This is a genomic window from Sphingopyxis sp. OAS728, from assembly GCF_014873485.1.
In the GTDB taxonomy this organism is placed as follows: domain Bacteria; phylum Pseudomonadota; class Alphaproteobacteria; order Sphingomonadales; family Sphingomonadaceae; genus Sphingopyxis.
Window position 1 is genome coordinate 2,845,617 of record NZ_JADBDT010000001.1, and the last position, 16,330, is coordinate 2,861,946.

Sequence of the window (16,330 nt, forward strand, 5' to 3'; positions counted from 1 at the left end):
ATATCAGGAACAAATGATGCGCGATTCGTCTTCCCGACTCGCCGGGCTGCGCCAACGCATCGCCCGGCTGGCCACCAGTGGTGGCTTCGAAAGCCGCCCGGCCGAAGGCTGGCTGGCGAGCGGACACGCGCGCTTCGACGCCGGGATCGGCGGCGGGCTTGCAACCGGACGCACCCATGAATTTTTCGCCGCCGACGCGCTCGACGCGACGAGTGCCGCCGCCTTTGCGGCGCTCATGGCCTTGCGCACCCCGGGCAAGGCGCCGCTGATCTGGCTGCGCACAAGCGATGCCGGCAAGCGCGCCGGCCATATCTACGCCCCCGGCATCGCCGAACTCGGCGGCGACCCCGACCGGCTTTTGCTCGTCGAGACCGCCGATCCCAAGATGCTGCTCGCCTGCGCCAACGATGCGATCCGCTGCGCCGGGTCGGCGGCAGTGATCGTCGAAAGCTGGGGGAAATTCCCCTTGCTCGACCTCACCGCGGGCCGCCGCCTCGCGCTCGGCGCGCGCGATGCCGGGACGACCTTGTTGATGCTCCGCCTCAATGCCGTACCCGCACCGAGCGTCGCCGAAACGCGCTGGAACGTCGCCGCCGCCGCGTCGCATGCCCTCGAAGCCAACGCCCCTGGCGCCCCCGCCTTCGACCTCGAATTGCTGCGCTGGCGCGGCGGCCCGGCTGGCCAGCGCTGGCGATTGGACTGGAACCATGACGAAAAAAGTTTTGGGGACCCGGCGCTATCTGGCGCTCTTCTTCCCCTTCCTGCCCGCCGAGCGATGGCTTCGCACGGCGCCGCGGCCGCCTGACGCGCCGCTCGTCTTCGCCGAGAAGCAGCGCGGCGCAATGCGGATCGCGAGCGTCGATGCGGCGGCGGTCGCGGTCGGGCTGCGCGTCGGCATGCCGCTCGCCGATGCACGCGCGCAGATCGGCGAACTCGCCGTCGTGCCGCACGATCCGATACTCGACCTGGACTGGCTCGACCGGCTCGCGCAGGGCTGCGCGCGCTATAGCCCGCTTGTCGCGCTCGACGCGCCCGACGGGCTGATCCTCGACATCGCGGGCGCCGAGCATCTGTATGGCGGCGAGGCAGACCTTGTGCGCGATGTCGAAATGCGCCTCGTGCGTCTCGGCCTGACGCTTCGCCACGCGCTCGGCCCGACCGCCGATGCCGCACGCGCGCTCGCGCGCTATCAGGTACGCCCCGCCCCCGACGAAGGACAAGCGATCCGCCGCCTGCCCGTCGCCGCGCTCGAACTCGACACCGAGGCGGCCACCGCGCTCGTGCGCGCGGGGCTCAAGACGATCGGCGACCTTGCGAGCCGCCCGATGGCGAATATCGCCGCGCGCTTCGGCGCCGATGCCGCGATGGCGCTGCGCCGCCTGCTCGGTGACGCGCCGAGCCCGCTCGACCCGCGCATCACCCTGCCCCCCGTCGTCACCGAACGCCGCTTCGCCGAACCGCTGGGCAGCACGGCGCACGCAACCAAAGTGCTGGCCGAACTCGTCGGCGAAGCGATCGAGGAACTTGGCGAACGCGGCAAGGGCGGACGCCATTTCCGTGCGACCTTCTTTCGCAGCGACGGCCTCGCGCGCAGCATCGCAATCGAAACGGGGCATCCGACGCGCGACACCGGCCTCGTCATGCGTCTGTTCGCCGAGCGCATGGACGGGCTTGCCGACCCGCTCGACCCCGGCTTCGGCTTCGACATGATCCGCCTCGCGGTGCCGCGGCTCGAAGCGCTCGGCGCAACGCAATTGAAGCTTGAGGGCGGAGCGGCCCGCGCGGCGAACGAAAACGCGGCGATGGACGAACTCGCCGACCGGCTCTCAACGCGGCTCGGCCGCGGGCGCGTGCGGCGGCTCCGCCCCGCCGACACGCATATTCCCGAACAAGCGCAGCTCGAACTGCCCGCAGTCGATGCGCCCGAGCCCCTGCCCTGGCAGGAACCCGAACCCGGTGAGCCGCCGACGCGCCCCTTCCACCTTTTCGACCCGCCGCAGCCGATCGAGGTAATCGCCGAGGTCCCCGACGGCCCGCCGCACCAGTTCCGCTGGCGCCGGCAGGCGCACGCGGTCCGCCGCTACGAAGGCCCCGAACGCATCGCCGCCGAATGGTGGCGCCGCCGCGACAATGGCGGGCTGACGCGCGACTATTACCGGGTCGAGGATGCGCAGGGCCGCCGCTTCTGGCTCTTCCGCCACGGCCTTTACGACGAAAAGCCCGACCCGCGCTGGTATATCCACGGGGTCTTCGCATGAGCGATACGCCGGCCTTTGCCGAACTGGTCGCCGCGACCAACTACAGCTTCCTGCGCGGCGCCTCGCATGCGATCGACATGGTCGCCGAGGCAATCAGGCTCGGCATGCCGGGGATCGGGATCGCCGACCGCAATAGCGTCGCCGGGGTGGTGCGAGCACTGACAGGTCTGCGGAAGCTAGGCGAGAAAGCCGCTGAGGAAGGCGTCGAGCTTCCGCCACTCAAGATCGTCGTCGGCGCGCGACTGGTGTTCGACGACGGCACGCCCGACATCATCGCCTACCCAACCACACGTCACGGCTGGGGCCGCCTGACCCGGATGCTCACCATCGGCAATCGCCGCACCGAAAAGGGCGACTGCGTGATGAAGTTCAAGAATCTTCTGATCCATTGCGAGGACATGCTGCTGATCGCGATGGCATCGGACAAAGACGAATTCCTGTTGCGCCGCCTCGCACGATTGGCACCCGGTGCGCTGTGGCTCGGCGCAACGATGCCGCACGGCGGCGCGGACCGCCGGCGCCTGTTCCGATTGCAAACCCTGGCCGACCGGATCGGCATTCCGCTGCTCGCGACCAACGATGCACTCTATGCGACCCGCGAACAGCGGCCGCTGCACGATGTCGTGACCTGCATCCGCGAGGGAACCAACTTGGGTGACGCCGGCCGCCTGCTCCGCGCCAATGGCGAACGCCATCTGAAATCGCCGCAGGAGATGCACCGCTTGTTCCGCAACTACCCCGAAGCGGTCGACGAAAGCATCCGGATATTGGACCGCGTCACCTTCTCGCTCCGCGATATCCTATATGAATATCCGCACGAGCCGGTCCCTAAAGGCTGGGAGCCCCAGAGCTGGCTCGAACATATGGTGATGGAAGCTGCGCACAGGCTTCACCCGGATGGATTGCCCAAGCGTTGGCAGGAGGTGCTCGATGAGGAACTATCCCTCATCCGCAAATGCAAATTCGCCTGCTATTTCCTGACCGTCCACGACATCGTCAATTTCGCTCGGACCCAAGTCCCCCCGATCCTGTGTCAGGGGCGCGGTTCGGCGGCGAATTCGCTCGTCTGTTATCTGCTCGAGATCACCTCGATCGACCCGATCGCGAACAATCTGCTCTTCACCCGCTTCCTGTCCGAGGAACGCCGCGAGCCGCCCGACATCGACGTCGATTTCGAGCACGAACGGCGCGAGGAGGTGATGCAATATGTCTATCGCCGCTACACGCGGCGGCGCGCGGGCATTGCCGCGACGGTGATCCACTATCGGCCACGCAGCGCGGTCCGCGAGGTCGGCAAGGCGCTGGGCCTCAGCGAGGATGTCACGCAGCGGCTCGCCGACACGACTTGGGGCAGCTGGGGTAGCGAGATGCCCATCGAGCGCTTTATCGAAGCGGGCCTCGACCCCGAGCTGGACGATATTGCGCGGCTGCAATGGATCGTCGCGCAACTGCTTACTTTCCCGCGCCACCTGTCGCAGCATGTCGGCGGATACGTGCTGACCGAGGACCGGCTCGACGAGACGGTGCCGATCCACAATGCCGCGATGGAGGATCGCACCTTCATCGAATGGGACAAGGACGACATCGACGAACTGCGACTGATGAAGGTCGATATACTCGCGCTCGGGATGCTGACCTGCATCCGCAAATGTTTCGACCTGATGCGACTGCACGATTTGGGTGATCACAACCTCAAGTCGGTCCCCTCCGAAGATCCGGTTGTCTATGATATGCTTTGCACAGGCGACAGCATTGGCGTCTTTCAGGTCGAGAGCCGCGCTCAGATCAACATGTTGCCGCGTCTGCGCCCACGGGAATTTTATGATCTCGTCATCCAAGTCGCGATCGTGCGGCCAGGGCCCATCGAAGGCGATATGGTCCATCCATATTTGCGTCGCAGAAATGGAGAGGAAAAAGCGGAGCTACCGCTACGTGCTGGACATTCGGCAAATGAGTTGGAGAATATTCTCGGCAAGACCTGCGGCGTCCCCCTGTTCCAGGAACAAGCCATGAAACTGGCCATTACCGCAGCGGGCTTTACTCGAAAGGAAGCCAATGGTCTTCGGCGCGCTATGGCAACGTTCCGTAATGTTGGCACAATTCCAGAATATAAGGACAAGATGATCGAGGGCATGGTGAAGCGCGGTTACGAACGCACCTTTGCCGAACGCTGCTACAACCAGATCAAGGGCTTCGGCAGCTATGGCTTTCCCGAAAGTCACGCCCAGTCCTTCGCCAAGCTCGTCTATGTGTCGTCGTGGCTGAAATGCCACCACCCCGCGGTCTTCGCGTGCGGCATACTCAATTCGCAGCCGATGGGTTTTTACGCGCCCGCGCAGCTCGTGCGCGACGCGCGCGAGCATGGGGTCGAAGTACGCGAGGTCGATGTGAATGCGAGCCGTTGGGACAACAGTCTTGAGCGGCGTGAGGACGGCAGCCTCGCGCTCCGGCTCGGCTTTCGGCAGGTCGACGGATTTCGCGAGGAATGGGCCGGGCAGATCGCCGATGCGCGCACTCCCCCCTTCGCCTCGGTCGAGGAGCTCGCGCGCCGGGCGAACCTGCCGTCGCGCGCGCTTCGCCTGCTGGCCGAGGCCGATGCGTGTCGGTCGATGGGGCTCGAACGGCGACCGGCGCTATGGGATGCACGGCGCGTTCGGCAGGGCGTGCTGCCGCTGTTCGGTGCGGCCGAAACCGACGAGCTCGGTGCCGAGGAGGATGCGCAGTTGCCCCCCACTCCGCTCGTCGAGCATGTGCTCACCGATTACCAGACGACACGCCTGTCGCTGAAAGGCCATCCGATGGCGTTCCTCCGCCGCGATTTCGAGCGCGAAGGCGTGCTGAGCGCTTCTCAGGTTGCAGCGGCAAAGAACGGGTCGATCGTGCGGACCGCCGGCGTCGTGCTGATCCGTCAGCGCCCCGGCAAGGGCAATGCGATCTTCATCACGCTCGAGGATGAGGGCGGGATCGTCAATATCCTGCTCTGGGCGCGCCATTTCGAACGCTATCGCCGCGCCGTCATGGCGTCGCGGCTGATGCTCGCCGAGGGCGAGGTGCAGCGGAGCAAGGAAGGCGTAATCCACCTGATGGCGACGCGGATCGTCGACCGGACGGCAATGCTCGATACGCTGGGCAGCGACCGGCGCTTCGAACCCGACGTCTGCCGCGCCGACGAGGTCAAGCATCCGCAACTGCCGCGCGGCTATGCGGCGAAGCATGGCCATCCGCGCGATGTGCGCATCCTGCCCAAGTCGCGGGATTTTCATTAGTTGCGTTTGTCCCGGCTGACGCCGGGAACTGTTCCAGCCCGCTCCCCCTCCCAGCCTCCCATAGGATACCATGTCGGGAGGCTGGGAGGGGGAGCGGGCTGGAACCGCGCGTGTTTCGGCTTCGCCGAAACAGAAAAAGATGATGCCCCGGCTGTGGGGGCCGGGGCATCTTATCAGGCTATCTAAGGGACCAACCGAATATAGCCTGAAATTTGTTCGCGAAGTTTAGCCGCGGAGCAGGTTCATCACGCCCTGCGAGCTCTGGTTCGCCTGGGCGAGCATCGCGGTCGATGCCTGTGCCAGGATGCCGGCGGCGGCGAGGTTCGTCGATTCCACCGAGAAATCGGCGTCTTCGATGCGCGACTTCGATTCATCCAAATTCGTGACACGCGACGTCAAATTATCGACAGCCGAGGTCAGGCGGTTCTGCTGCGCACCGAGGTTGGCGCGTTCAGCCGCCACAGCGTCGATCGCCGTGTCGAGCACTGCCAGCGCAGCCGTGGCGCCGCCCTGCGTAGCGACCGAAATTGCACCGACGCCGGGAAGGGCCCCGAGGTTGGCGATGGTGATGTTCACGACTTCGGTAGCATTGATGCCGGTCTGGATATCGAAGCCGGTCGTGGCGCTACCATCCAGCAGAGTATTGCCATTGAAGGTGGTCTGTTCGACGACGTCGCCGATCTGCTCGATCAGCGCGGCGACTTCTTCCTGCACCAGCACACGGTCGGGATCGCTGAGCGTGCCCGTCGAGGCCTGCATCGCCAGGTCGCGCATACGGACGAGGATGTCCGAGATGCTGCCCGCGGCGCTATCGGCGGTCTGGGCGAGCGAAATGCCGTCGTTGGCGTTGCGGATCGCCTGGGTGAAACCGCGCGATGCGGCTTCCATGCGGGTTGCGATGGCGAGGCCGGCGGCGTCGTCCTTCGCGCTGTTGATGCGCTTGCCGCTCGACAGGCGTTCCATCGCCTGCGACTGCATTTGGTTGGCAACGCGCGAGCTATTCTGGGCGCGAAGCGCGCTCACATTGGTGTTGATGACAGTCATCTTTGTTCCTTTCCGGCCTCGATGGCCATTCCCGTGATGTGAGGGCTCGAGGAGCGGTCACGGAAAGCAGTAACGGCGGACCGAGAGGGCGATTAAGCGCACCCCGTCAAAAAAACGCCGACGCCGCCTGAAAGGCCGGCGTTCATGCCATCAATTATCTGAAAACAAGCCATATATTTTTTTGGCACGCGCTTTGCATTACTCTTTGCGTGCGGCACGTCGCCGCCGTCAGGACGGATGAAAAAGCAATGAGCACGATTGACCCGAGCCGGCTGCTGCAGATGCGCAGTTCGATCCTCAATCAGAACCAGGCGCTGCAGCGCGCCGCGGGCCGCGGCGGCATCGGCGGGGCCGAAGGCGGCGTCGGCGGCGCGGGTGGTACCCCCGATTTCGGCGCCGCGATCAACAATGCGCTGCAACAGGTCAACGCCCAGCAGTCGAAGGCGAGCCAGATCAGCGAAGCCTATGAGCGCGGCGACACGCACGACATCGTCAGCGTGATGATCGAACGCCAGAAAGCCTCGCTCGGCTTCGAAACCACCCTGCAAGTCCGCAACAAGCTGCTGTCCGCCTATCGCGACATCATGAACATGCCGGTGTAATCCATGGCCGAGACCCAGATCCTTACCCCCGTCCCCAACATGGACGACGGCAACGCGAACCGCCTCCCCGCCCCCGTCCTGGGCGGCCGGCTCGCTCCGCTGACCGGCTTCTTCCGTCAGCCGGCGGTGCAGCGCGCGCTGCCCGCGATCGCGATGACCTCGGCGATCGGTATCGCCGCGCTCGCCTATTTCACGATGCAGGCGGCGCCGCAGGCGCAGCTGTTCGCCGGGCTCGACGACAGCGACAAGGCTGCCGTCGCCGACGCGCTGCAAACGCAGGGCATCGGCCACAGCATCGATCCGACCACCGGCGCGCTGACCGTCGACGCCGACAAGCTGCATCAGGCGCGCATCGCGCTCGCCGGACAGGGCCTGCCCAAGGCGGCGCCGAGCGGCGACAGCCTGATCGCCGCGCTCCCCATGGGATCGAGCCGCGCGATCGAAGGCGAAGCGCTGCGTTCCGCACGCGAAGCCGACCTGTCGCGCACGATCGAAACGATCGACGCGGTCAAGAGCGCGCGCGTCCATGTCGCCGCCGCCGAGCCCAGCCTGTTCGTCCGCGAAGACAAGCCGGCGACCGCTTCGGTCATGCTCACGCTGCAGAACGGCCGTTCGCTTTCCGACGGCCAGGTGCAGGCGATCCGTTTCCTCGTCGCCTCGTCGGTCCCCGGCATGAATGCCGACCAGGTGTCGGTGATCGACCAGCGCGGCGCGCTGCTGTCGGACACCGCATCGGGCAGCGACATGAAGGCGTTCCAGCTCCAGCTGCAGGTCGAGGACCGCTTCCGCCGCGCGCTCGACACCTTGCTCGGCCCGATGCTCGGCGCCGGCAATTATACCGTCGAGGTCCACGCCGACGTCGACATGTCCGAAAGCCAGGCGACGCGCGAAAGCTTCCCCGAGAATGATCGCGCGCTCACCAGCGAGCAGATCACGCGTTCGACCAGCGGCACGAGCGCCCCGGCCGTCGGCATCCCCGGCGCGCTGTCGAACCAGCCGCCGCAGGCGACCACCATCACCGCGACCGGCCCGCAGCCGGTCCCCGCCGGTGCGCCCCCGGCGCCCGGCACCGAGAGCAACGAGAACGCCGCGCGCGCCTATGAAGTCGGCCGCGAAATTTCGGTGACGCATTCGCCGCAGGGCAAGCTGCGCCGCGTCTCGGTCGCCGTCGCGCTCAACCAGGGCAAGAAGGCACTGACGCAGGCCGACCTCACCAAGATCGACAATCTGGTGAAGGGCGCAATCGGTTATGACGCGACGCGCGGCGATCTGGTTGCGATCAACCAGCGCCCGTTCGCCCTCGTCGAAGACACCTCGCCCGCCTTCTACGATCAGGGCTGGTTCCTGCCGCTGGTCAAGCAGGTCGGCGCGATCCTCGCCGCGCTGCTCGCCTTCCTGTTCATCGGTCGCCCGATGATCCGCGCCGCCAAGGAGCGCGCCGCGAAACGCATAGCGCAGAATCAGGAACTCGAAGCCTCGCTGCTCGCCGCCACCGACCGCCCGGCACTTTCCAGTGGTCAGGGCGGCCGCGAAATCACCCTCGAGATGATCGAGCAGGCCCCGAGCTATGAAGCGCGCGCCAACCTCGTCCGCGCCTTCGTCCGCCAGGACTCGGCACGCGCCGCGCTCGTCGTCCGCCACCTGATGCAGGAGGGCGCCCGTGCCTGAGGTTGCCGAACTCGATAAAGCGCCCGTCATGCCCGCGATCGAAGGATCGGCCGCCGCCGCCATCCTGCTGATGCTGCTCGACGAAAGCGAAGCCGCGACTATCCTGAAGCAGCTCGGTCCCGAAGAGGTCCGCCAGCTCGCGAAGGCGATGTTCGACACCGCGAACGCCAGCGAGCAGCAGATCGGCCAGGCGCTCGACCGTTTCGTGACGCGCAGCCGCGACGTCAGCGCGCTCGCGATCGGCGCCGACACGCGCATCCGCACCGTGATCAACGAAGCCGTCGGCAACGTCCGCGCCGACAATATCCTCGCCGCCGTGGCGCCGCAGCGGAGCGCCGCGTCGCTCGAAATGCTACGCTGGATGGACGTCGACGCGATCAGCGGGCTGCTCGCGAGCGAACATCCGCAGGTCGGCGCATTGATCCTTTCGGTGCTCGTCCCCGACGTCGCCGCGCGCGCGATCGAAACGCTCGACGAAGTGTTGCAGGCCGATCTGGTGCTGCGTGCTGCGATGCTGACCTCGGTCCCCGCCGCGGCGATCGAGGATCTCGAAGCGGTGCTCGCGAGCGCCAACGTCGACGGCCAGCGCGTCGCCAAGCAGGCGATCGGCGGCCCGAGCGACGTCGCCAAGATCATGAAGAAAATGCCGAAGCAGCTTTCGGAGCGCACGCTCCGCTCGCTGAAGAAGCATGACCGCATCCTCGCCCAGACGATCGAGGAAGAAATGTTCATCTTCGAAAATCTGCGCGACCTCGACAAGAAGAGCCTCAGCAGCGTGCTGCGCTCGGTCGACGCCGCCCAGCTCGCGATCGCGCTCAAGGGCGCCGACGAAGAGATGGTCGACATGTGCCTTGCCACCATGTCGCAGCGCGCCGCCGAAACGATCCGCGACGAAATGGCCGAAATGACGATGGTCAAGCGCGCCGATGTCGACGATGCGCAAAAGAGCGTGATGCAGATCGTCCGCCAGATGGCGGCGGCCGGCGAAATCATGATCGCGGGCGGCGGCGACGACTATGTCTGATCGCGCGTCCGAAAACGGCTTCGCGCCCGTCTCGCTCGCCGATGCAATGGCGCGCAGCAGCGGCTTTCGCCCGATGGTCTTCGCACCCGCGGCAACCATGGCGCAGGTAGCGGAGCATGAAAGCCTCGACGAGCTCGACCTCGACGATCCCTTCGCGCTCGGTCTCGCCGAAGGCCAGCGCCTTGCCGAAGCCGCCTTCGTCACCGAGCGTCACCAGCTCCTCACCCTGCTCGCCGGCGCCGAAGCGCTGCAGGACGAGCCGAGCGAAGAACTCGCACAGCTGATCGCCGAAACCGTCGAGCGGCTCGTCCGCCAGATCGTCGCGACCGCGCCGATCGACACCGAATGGCTGCAGGCGCAGGCCGAGACCGCCGCCGCGATGGTCGCCGATGCCGACAAGGCGCGCACCCTGTGGGTTCATCCCGACGACGCTGCGCTGCTCGCCGACGCGCCGCTGGCGATGGCGGTCGAGAGCGACGCCGCGATGATGCGCGGCACCGTCCGCCTCGAAACCTCGACCGGCTGGATCGAACATGGTCGCGCCGTCTATCTCGACGAGCTGCGCACCGCGCTCGGCACCGGAGAGGCCGCATGACGCGCCGCCTCGCCATGAGCGCGCAGCAGCTGCTCGACCCTGTCGACCTGACGGGCGCCAGCCCGCGCCGCATCGGCACGCTCGTCGCGCACGAGGGCATCATGCTCGAAGTGTCGGGTTTCCCGCAGCCACTGGGCAGCAACGTCCGCATCAAGTCGGCCGACAATGATTATGTCTATGGCGAAGTCGTCGGCTTCCGCGGCCACCGCAGCCTCGTCCTGCCCTTCGACATGAACAAGCCGCTGGTCACCGGCGCGCCGGTCGAACCGCATGGCGCCAGCTCGATGGTTCCCGTCGGCAAGGCGCTGCTCGGCCGCATCATGGACGCACAGGGCAATCCGCTCGACGGCCGTCCGGCGATCAAGTCGCAATTCCAGTGGCCGCTCGCCGGCCGCAAGGTCAATCCGCTGCGCCGCGGCCGCGTCACCAAGCCGCTCAACATGGGCGTGCGCGCGATCAACGGGCTGCTCACCGTCGGCGAAGGCCAGCGCGTCGCGATCATCGCGGGCTCGGGCGTCGGCAAATCGGTGCTGATGGGCCAGATGATCGCGGGCACCGAATGCGATGTCATCGTCGTCGGGCTGATCGGCGAACGTAGCCGCGAGGTCAGCGATTTCGTCGAAACCAAATTGCCCCCCGAAGTCCGCAAGAAATCGGTGGTCGTCGCGGTTCCCGCCGACCACCCGCCCTTGCTCCGCCTGCGCGCCGCGATGCGCGCGACCGCGATCGCCGAAGCGTTCCGCGCCGAGGGCAAGAAGGTCTTGCTGCTGATCGACAGCCTGACCCGCGTCGCGCATGCGCAGCGCGAGATCGGACTGACGCTGGGCGAACCGCCGACGATGAAGGGTTATCCGCCGTCGGTCTTCGCGCTGATCCCCTCGCTGTGCGAACGCGCCGGCATCGACCGCGTCACCGGCGGCTCGGTTACCGCACTCTACACCGTGCTCGCCGATGGCGGCGACATCGACGACCCCGTCGTCGACAGCGCGCGCGCGATCGTCGACGGCCATATCATCCTGTCGCGCCAGCTCGCCGAACAGGGCGTCTATCCCGCGATCGACGTCGCGCGTTCGCTGTCGCGCACGATGGTCGATTCGGTCGATCCCGAGCATGCCGCTGCCGCCGCGCGCTTCCGCCAGCTGTGGTCGGTCTATGAAGAGAATCGCGATCTGATGCTGATGGGCGCCTATGTCGCCGGCGCCGATCCGGTGCTCGACACCGCCATTGCGCGCCACGCCGACCAGATCGCCTTCGTGTCGCAGCCTGCCAAGGCGCAGGTCGATTTTTCGAATTCCCGCCAAGCCCTGATTGAAGGATATTCCGCATGAACGCCCGTACCGCACGCCGCAAACGTATCATCCGCGTGCGCTCCGTCGAACATCAGATGGCGGAGGCCAATCTGGCGCGCGCCAATGGCGAACTCGCGAACCTCGTCGAACTGGCGAAGCGGCTCGAAACGCTGCGCGTCGACCTCGCGATGGCGAAGGGTGCGGTCGCCGGCCGCGCGCTCAACTCGATCGGCGAGCTCGCGATGCGGCTCGACATCGCGCAGGAAAGCCTGACCGCACCGCTGAGCAACGCCAGCCAGCGCCGTGACCAGATGGGCGCGCTGGCGCAGAGCGCGATGGTCAAGGAAGAATCGGCGGTGCGCCTTTACGAACGCAGCCGCAAGTCGGCCGAAGTCGAACAAGAACGCCGCGAAGACGCCAACCGCCCGCACCGCCCGCGCGCCGGCATGCGCCTGCGCCTGATCGAAGGCGGCGCGTCATGATGAGCGCGCCTTCCCTCCCCACCCCGCAGGGCGGCATGCCCGCGGGCTTCGCGACCTTCCTCGCCAACATCGGCCAGATCTCGGTCGATGGCGGCGAGGGCCCTAGCTTCGATCAGCTGCTCGCCGCAGCGCCGGTCGCGGCCGCGCCGGTTGCAGCTGCCGCTGCTACGACGATCAAGGTCGAGCAGGCGCTGCCCGTCGAGACCGCCACGCCGTCCGCCGACGTCCTGCCGGTCGAAAGCGATACGGCAACCGCAACCCCCGTCGTGAAGACCGCGCCGGTCGAAACCGACGCGGCCGCGGTGCTCGCCGCAAACCTGCTGATCGCGCTGAACGGCGCCGTCCCCGGCGCCGCGCCGGCGGCGAGCAAGCCGGTGCCTGCCGAAACCGGAACCGATGCCGAAGCCGCCGGTGCAGAGACAAGCGACGCCGTCGCAACGGCTCCCACCACGCCGAGCGCCAACCTCGCTGCCGTCGTAGCCGCGATCACCCCGCCGACGGCGGCGAAGCCCACCAAGCCGGTCGAAGCCGCACCGGTTCCCGCTGACACCAGCGCGGCGGCTCCCATTGCAGCGCGCCCGCGCGATGCCGCGACGCCGCTGCCGATCCTCGCCGGCGCCGAGCCGCAGACGGCCCGGCCCGCCGAGGCCACACCGTCGATCACGATCCTTTTCCCGCAGCCCACGGCGCATAGTTCCGCCCCGATCATCGATGCCGCCGCGCCAGTGCAACTCGCCGAACGCGTGCTCGACATGGACAGCGACGGCGCGTGGATCGACCAGCTTGCGCGCGACATCGCCGCGACCAAGTCGGAGAGCGGCGACATCAGCTTTCGCCTGATGCCACGCCACCTCGGCCGCCTCGACGTCGCGATGCAAATGGGCGACGAGGGCGTCGCGCTGAAGATAGACACGCACCACGAAGCGACGGCGACGATCGTCACCGCCGCGGAGGGCCGCCTCGTCGACGAACTCCGCCAGCAGGGCGTCCGCGTCGCCGGCGCCGAAGTGACCTGCACGCCGGGCGAGACCGGGCGCCAGTCGCAAAGCCAGGGTCAGGGCCGCACCACCGCGCCCGATCCCAGCCACCTCATCGAAACCGCTACCGAACGCGCCGAGCCGCGCGACGAAGACCGCGCCGCCGACCGCCGCGGCCGCTTCGCCTGATCAGAAAGGGTCCTATCATGGCCAAGGATAATGTTGTCGAAGGCGCCCCCAAGAAAAAGGGCAAGTTCAAGAAGCTGCTGTTCATCGGCGTCGGCGCGATCGCGCTGATCGGCGCGGGCGCCGGCGCGGGCATCTATTTCGGCGCGTTGTCGGCGCACGAGGCGAAGCCCGAGGATAATTATCCGAAACTCGTCCTGCGCAGCGAAGGCGAGCCCGAAGCGGCGGCCGAGGGCGAAGACAAGGAAGCGCCGCCGAAGGTCGGCACCGTGTCCGTCCCGAACGACAAATATAAGGTCGACCCCAAGAAATATGAGATCACCTATTATCCGATCGCCGACAGCTTCACGACGAACCTCGCCGACGGATCGGGCTTCCTGCAGGTCGGTATCAGCCTTTCGACCTTCTATGACGGCAAGGTTATCAATAATATCAAACGGCAGGCTGTTCCGATCCGTTCGGTCGTGCTTATGGTGCTCGCCGAACAGGATCCGGCGTTGCTCTCCACATCACAAGGCAAGCAGCGGCTGCAGCGTCAGCTGACCGCCGCGATCAACGATGTGTTGCGCGACAAGGAAGGCTTCGGGGGTATCGACAATGTTTATTTCACGAGCCTGGTGATTCAGTGACCACCAGTGCCAAAACCGTCAAAGCCGTGAAGGCACCGGCCGCACCTGCACCCGCAGCTGCGGCCGCGCCTGCGGATACGAAGGAGTCGCTGCTGCTGCGCCGCGCGGCGGACGGCTATGCCTTCCCAGCGCTCGAAGGCGTCGCGAACCAGTTTGCGCGCAGCCTGCGCGACCTCATTCGCGCGCTCGGCGCGCCGGCGATCCAGATCGAGCGGTCGGGCGCCGAGCAGGTCAGCTTTGCCGAATGGAGCGCGTCGGCCGCGCCCGCGATCTTCTGGCGCTATCATGCGCCGCCGCTCAAGGGTCCGGTGATGCTCGCGGGCTCGCGCTCGCTGCTGCTCCAGCTCGTCGACATCTTCTATGGCGGCCGCGGCCAGCTCGCCGCCGAGCGCGAGGAACTGACCGACGCCGAGGATCGCTTCGCGGCGCGCCTCGGCCGCGACATCGGGTTGCAGCTCGCCGCCGCGTGGCGCGGCAAGCTCGCGATCGAACCCGAACTCGACTGCGTCACCAGCGACCCAGCCAAACTCGCCGCAGTGCGCGCCGACGATGAATTGTTCGTCCAGCGCTTCACGCTGCGTGGCGCCCCGTTCGAGGGACGGACGATTATGTGCGCCTATCCGGTCGCCGCGCTGCGCGGGATCGCGGGCGACGAGCTGCTTCCCGAAGCGCAGGTGGGCGGCACCGACCCGGCATGGGCCGGCGCGCTCGACAAGGCGCTGCGCGACGTGCGCATGCCCGTCCGCTCGGTTCTCGCGCGCCCCGAGATCAGCCTCGTCAAATTGCTCTCGCTCGAGGTCGGCGACATCATTCCGCTCAATATGCCGCGCCATGTGCCGGTGACCGTCGCCGGACGCAGCTTCGCGCTCGGCAGCATCGGCGAAGCCAATGGCAATGCCGCGATCATGATCGAACATATCGAAAAAGGACCCGACAATGACTGACATCAGCGACGCCCCGAAGGCGCGCGCCGACCGGCGCGACAAGAGCATCGCCGCCGCGCCCAATTTCGACCTGCTCGCCGGCGTCTCGCTGCGCGTGTCGGTCGAGGTCGGGTCGACCTCGATGACGCTGTCCGAACTGCTCGCGATCGACGAGGGCAGCGTGATCGAACTCGACCGCGCCGCGACCGACCTGCTCGATATTTATGCGAACGGCACGCTGATCGCGAAGGGCGAGATCGTCAGCATCGACGGCCGCTATGGCATCCAGGTCGCCGAAGTCGTCGCCCCCGCGCGCGGGCTCGAAGGTTTCGAACGGAGAGGCTGATGTTCGAATATATCCTCCGCCTGCTCATCCTGCTGCCGCTCGTCGGCGGCATGGCATGGGGCAGCCTGTTGCTGTGGAAGCGCGTCCAGATGGGCGTGCCGCTCGTCGGTGGTGCCAACAAGACCCGCGCCGTCGAAATGATCGACGTGCTGCCGCTCGGTCCCGGCTCGAAGCTCGCGGTGGTCGAATTCGCCGGGCAGCGCGTCCTGATCGCGGTCTCGCGCAACGGCATCACGCGGATCGCCGACGACAGTCAGGGCGATTTCCATGCGGACTGATCGCCGCTTCTGGATGCGCGCCGCGGCGCTCGCCGGCGGCGCCGCGCTGCTCTGCGCCGCGCCCGCCGCTTATGCGCAGGCCGCCGACGGCCTCAGCCGCGCCGTCGGCGAAATCGGCGGCGACGGCCGGCCGTTGAGCCTGTCGCTCCAGATCCTCGTCCTGATGAGCCTGCTGACGGTGCTGCCGTCACTGCTCCTGATGATGACCAGCTTCACGCGCATCATCATCGTGCTGTCGATTCTGCGCCATGCGTTGGGATTGCAACAGACGCCACCGAACCAGGTGCTCGTCGGTTTGAGCCTCTTTCTCTCGCTGTTCGTGATGCAGCCGGTGATCAGCGAAGTGAACCGCGTCGCGATCGAGCCTTATGGCCAGGAACAGATCGATATCGGCGAAGCGGTCTCGCGCTCGGGCACCGCGCTCCACGGCTTCATGATGAAGCAGACGCGTAAGACCGACCTGATGATGTTCGCCAAGATCGCGAAGGCGCCGACCTATGCGAGCCCCAAGGACGTGCCCTTCTCGATCCTGCTGCCCGCCTTTGTCACCAGCGAACTCAAGACCGCGTTCCAGATCGGCTTCCTGATCTTCCTGCCCTTCCTCGTCATCGACCTTATTGTCGCCTCGGCGCTGATGTCCCTCGGTATGATGATGTTGTCGCCGACGATCATCTCGATGCCCTTCAAGCTGCTGCTCTTCGTCCTCGTCGACGGCTGGGCGCTGACGATGGGATCGCTTGCATCCTCCTTCGTGAGTTAGCGG

General features: G+C 66.7%; 16 protein-coding genes. 15 read left to right on the forward strand and 1 reads right to left on the reverse strand.

All coding sequences use genetic code 11. The features are described from left to right. The first annotated feature begins 13 nt into the window (after positions 1-13). The 3 genes from GGC65_RS13360 to GGC65_RS13370 are packed head-to-tail and all read left to right on the forward strand — an operon-like array spanning position 14 to position 5,524. A complete protein-coding gene (locus GGC65_RS13360; RefSeq protein ID WP_225940811.1) occupies positions 14-805 on the forward strand; it encodes an ImuA family protein in 792 nt (263 codons plus the stop codon). Further along, positions 708-2,258, forward strand: coding sequence for a Y-family DNA polymerase (locus tag GGC65_RS13365; protein ID WP_192647622.1), 1,551 nt, complete (start codon positions 708-710; stop codon positions 2,256-2,258). Before GGC65_RS13360 ends, GGC65_RS13365 begins: the two co-directional genes overlap by 98 nt. Next, positions 2,255-5,524, forward strand: a complete 3,270-nt coding sequence (locus GGC65_RS13370) for an error-prone DNA polymerase (RefSeq protein ID WP_192647623.1) — start codon at positions 2,255-2,257, stop codon at positions 5,522-5,524. The genes GGC65_RS13365 and GGC65_RS13370 overlap by 4 nt, the downstream gene beginning before the upstream one ends. Positions 5,525-5,749: 225 nt before the next feature. Here the strand turns inward: GGC65_RS13370 and GGC65_RS13375 are convergent, their stop codons facing one another. After that, positions 5,750-6,568, reverse strand: coding sequence for a flagellin (locus tag GGC65_RS13375; protein WP_192647624.1), 819 nt, complete (start codon positions 6,566-6,568; stop codon positions 5,750-5,752). 248 nt (positions 6,569-6,816) lie between these two features. Here GGC65_RS13375 and fliE point away from each other — a divergent pair, with 248 nt between their 5' ends. From fliE to fliP, 12 genes are read left to right on the forward strand one after another with little or no spacing between them, the layout of a single operon-like run. Continuing rightward, a complete protein-coding gene (gene fliE, locus GGC65_RS13380) occupies positions 6,817-7,170 on the forward strand; it encodes a flagellar hook-basal body complex protein FliE (RefSeq protein ID WP_056373230.1) in 354 nt (117 codons plus the stop codon). Between the two features lie 3 nt (positions 7,171-7,173). Continuing rightward, a complete protein-coding gene (gene fliF / locus GGC65_RS13385) occupies positions 7,174-8,838 on the forward strand; it encodes a flagellar basal-body MS-ring/collar protein FliF (RefSeq protein WP_192647625.1) in 1,665 nt (554 codons plus the stop codon). Then, the gene (gene fliG / locus GGC65_RS13390; RefSeq protein ID WP_192647626.1) at positions 8,831-9,862 is read left to right on the forward strand and encodes a flagellar motor switch protein FliG; all 1,032 of its coding nucleotides are present in this window, start codon (positions 8,831-8,833) and stop codon (positions 9,860-9,862) included. Before fliF ends, fliG begins: the two co-directional genes overlap by 8 nt. Next, positions 9,855-10,457 carry a FliH/SctL family protein gene (locus GGC65_RS13395; RefSeq protein WP_192647627.1) on the forward strand — a complete coding sequence of 201 codons (603 nt, stop codon included), beginning with the start codon at positions 9,855-9,857 and terminating at the stop codon, positions 10,455-10,457. Before fliG ends, GGC65_RS13395 begins: the two co-directional genes overlap by 8 nt. Continuing rightward, positions 10,454-11,785 (forward strand): FliI/YscN family ATPase, encoded by a 1,332-nt coding sequence (locus tag GGC65_RS13400; protein WP_192647628.1) that lies wholly within the window; start codon positions 10,454-10,456, stop codon positions 11,783-11,785. The genes GGC65_RS13395 and GGC65_RS13400 overlap by 4 nt, the downstream gene beginning before the upstream one ends. Continuing rightward, the gene (locus GGC65_RS13405; RefSeq protein WP_192647629.1) at positions 11,782-12,228 is read left to right on the forward strand and encodes a hypothetical protein; all 447 of its coding nucleotides are present in this window, start codon (positions 11,782-11,784) and stop codon (positions 12,226-12,228) included. The genes GGC65_RS13400 and GGC65_RS13405 overlap by 4 nt, the downstream gene beginning before the upstream one ends. After that, positions 12,228-13,394: a flagellar hook-length control protein FliK gene (locus GGC65_RS13410; RefSeq protein ID WP_192647630.1), complete on the forward strand. Its 1,167-nt coding sequence runs from the start codon at positions 12,228-12,230 to the stop codon at positions 13,392-13,394. Before GGC65_RS13405 ends, GGC65_RS13410 begins: the two co-directional genes overlap by 1 nt. Positions 13,395-13,411: 17 nt before the next feature. Then, the gene (fliL, locus tag GGC65_RS13415; RefSeq protein ID WP_192647631.1) at positions 13,412-14,020 is read left to right on the forward strand and encodes a flagellar basal body-associated protein FliL; all 609 of its coding nucleotides are present in this window, start codon (positions 13,412-13,414) and stop codon (positions 14,018-14,020) included. Next, positions 14,017-14,964, forward strand: a complete 948-nt coding sequence (locus GGC65_RS13420) for a flagellar motor switch protein FliM (RefSeq protein ID WP_192647632.1) — start codon at positions 14,017-14,019, stop codon at positions 14,962-14,964. The genes fliL and GGC65_RS13420 overlap by 4 nt, the downstream gene beginning before the upstream one ends. After that, a complete protein-coding gene (gene fliN / locus GGC65_RS13425) occupies positions 14,957-15,289 on the forward strand; it encodes a flagellar motor switch protein FliN (protein WP_192647633.1) in 333 nt (110 codons plus the stop codon). The genes GGC65_RS13420 and fliN overlap by 8 nt, the downstream gene beginning before the upstream one ends. Then, complete coding sequence (locus GGC65_RS13430) at positions 15,289-15,567, forward strand: flagellar biosynthetic protein FliO (protein ID WP_192647634.1); 279 nt, start codon at positions 15,289-15,291, stop codon at positions 15,565-15,567. The genes fliN and GGC65_RS13430 overlap by 1 nt, the downstream gene beginning before the upstream one ends. 13 nt (positions 15,568-15,580) lie before the next feature. Then, positions 15,581-16,327, forward strand: coding sequence for a flagellar type III secretion system pore protein FliP (gene fliP / locus GGC65_RS13435; RefSeq protein ID WP_192649531.1), 747 nt, complete (start codon positions 15,581-15,583; stop codon positions 16,325-16,327). Positions 16,328-16,330 lie beyond the last annotated feature (3 nt).

What these genes read in the sequence shown, in the direction of transcription:
- GGC65_RS13360 (WP_225940811.1), top strand. Translation starts at nt 14, where the DNA reads ATGATGCGCGATTCGTCTTCCCGACTCGCCGGGCTGCGCCAACGCATC.
- GGC65_RS13365 (WP_192647622.1), top strand. Translation starts at nt 708, where the DNA reads ATGACGAAAAAAGTTTTGGGGACCCGGCGCTATCTGGCGCTCTTCTTC.
- GGC65_RS13370 (WP_192647623.1), top strand. Translation starts at nt 2,255, where the DNA reads ATGAGCGATACGCCGGCCTTTGCCGAACTGGTCGCCGCGACCAACTAC.
- GGC65_RS13375 (WP_192647624.1), bottom strand. Translation starts at nt 6,568, where the DNA reads ATGACTGTCATCAACACCAATGTGAGCGCGCTTCGCGCCCAGAATAGC.
- fliE (WP_056373230.1), top strand. Translation starts at nt 6,817, where the DNA reads ATGAGCACGATTGACCCGAGCCGGCTGCTGCAGATGCGCAGTTCGATC.
- fliF (WP_192647625.1), top strand. Translation starts at nt 7,174, where the DNA reads ATGGCCGAGACCCAGATCCTTACCCCCGTCCCCAACATGGACGACGGC.
- GGC65_RS13395 (WP_192647627.1), top strand. Translation starts at nt 9,855, where the DNA reads ATGTCTGATCGCGCGTCCGAAAACGGCTTCGCGCCCGTCTCGCTCGCC.
- GGC65_RS13400 (WP_192647628.1), top strand. Translation starts at nt 10,454, where the DNA reads ATGACGCGCCGCCTCGCCATGAGCGCGCAGCAGCTGCTCGACCCTGTC.
- GGC65_RS13405 (WP_192647629.1), top strand. Translation starts at nt 11,782, where the DNA reads ATGAACGCCCGTACCGCACGCCGCAAACGTATCATCCGCGTGCGCTCC.
- GGC65_RS13410 (WP_192647630.1), top strand. Translation starts at nt 12,228, where the DNA reads ATGAGCGCGCCTTCCCTCCCCACCCCGCAGGGCGGCATGCCCGCGGGC.
- fliL (WP_192647631.1), top strand. Translation starts at nt 13,412, where the DNA reads ATGGCCAAGGATAATGTTGTCGAAGGCGCCCCCAAGAAAAAGGGCAAG.
- fliN (WP_192647633.1), top strand. Translation starts at nt 14,957, where the DNA reads ATGACTGACATCAGCGACGCCCCGAAGGCGCGCGCCGACCGGCGCGAC.
- GGC65_RS13430 (WP_192647634.1), top strand. Translation starts at nt 15,289, where the DNA reads ATGTTCGAATATATCCTCCGCCTGCTCATCCTGCTGCCGCTCGTCGGC.
- fliP (WP_192649531.1), top strand. Translation starts at nt 15,581, where the DNA reads ATGCGCGCCGCGGCGCTCGCCGGCGGCGCCGCGCTGCTCTGCGCCGCG.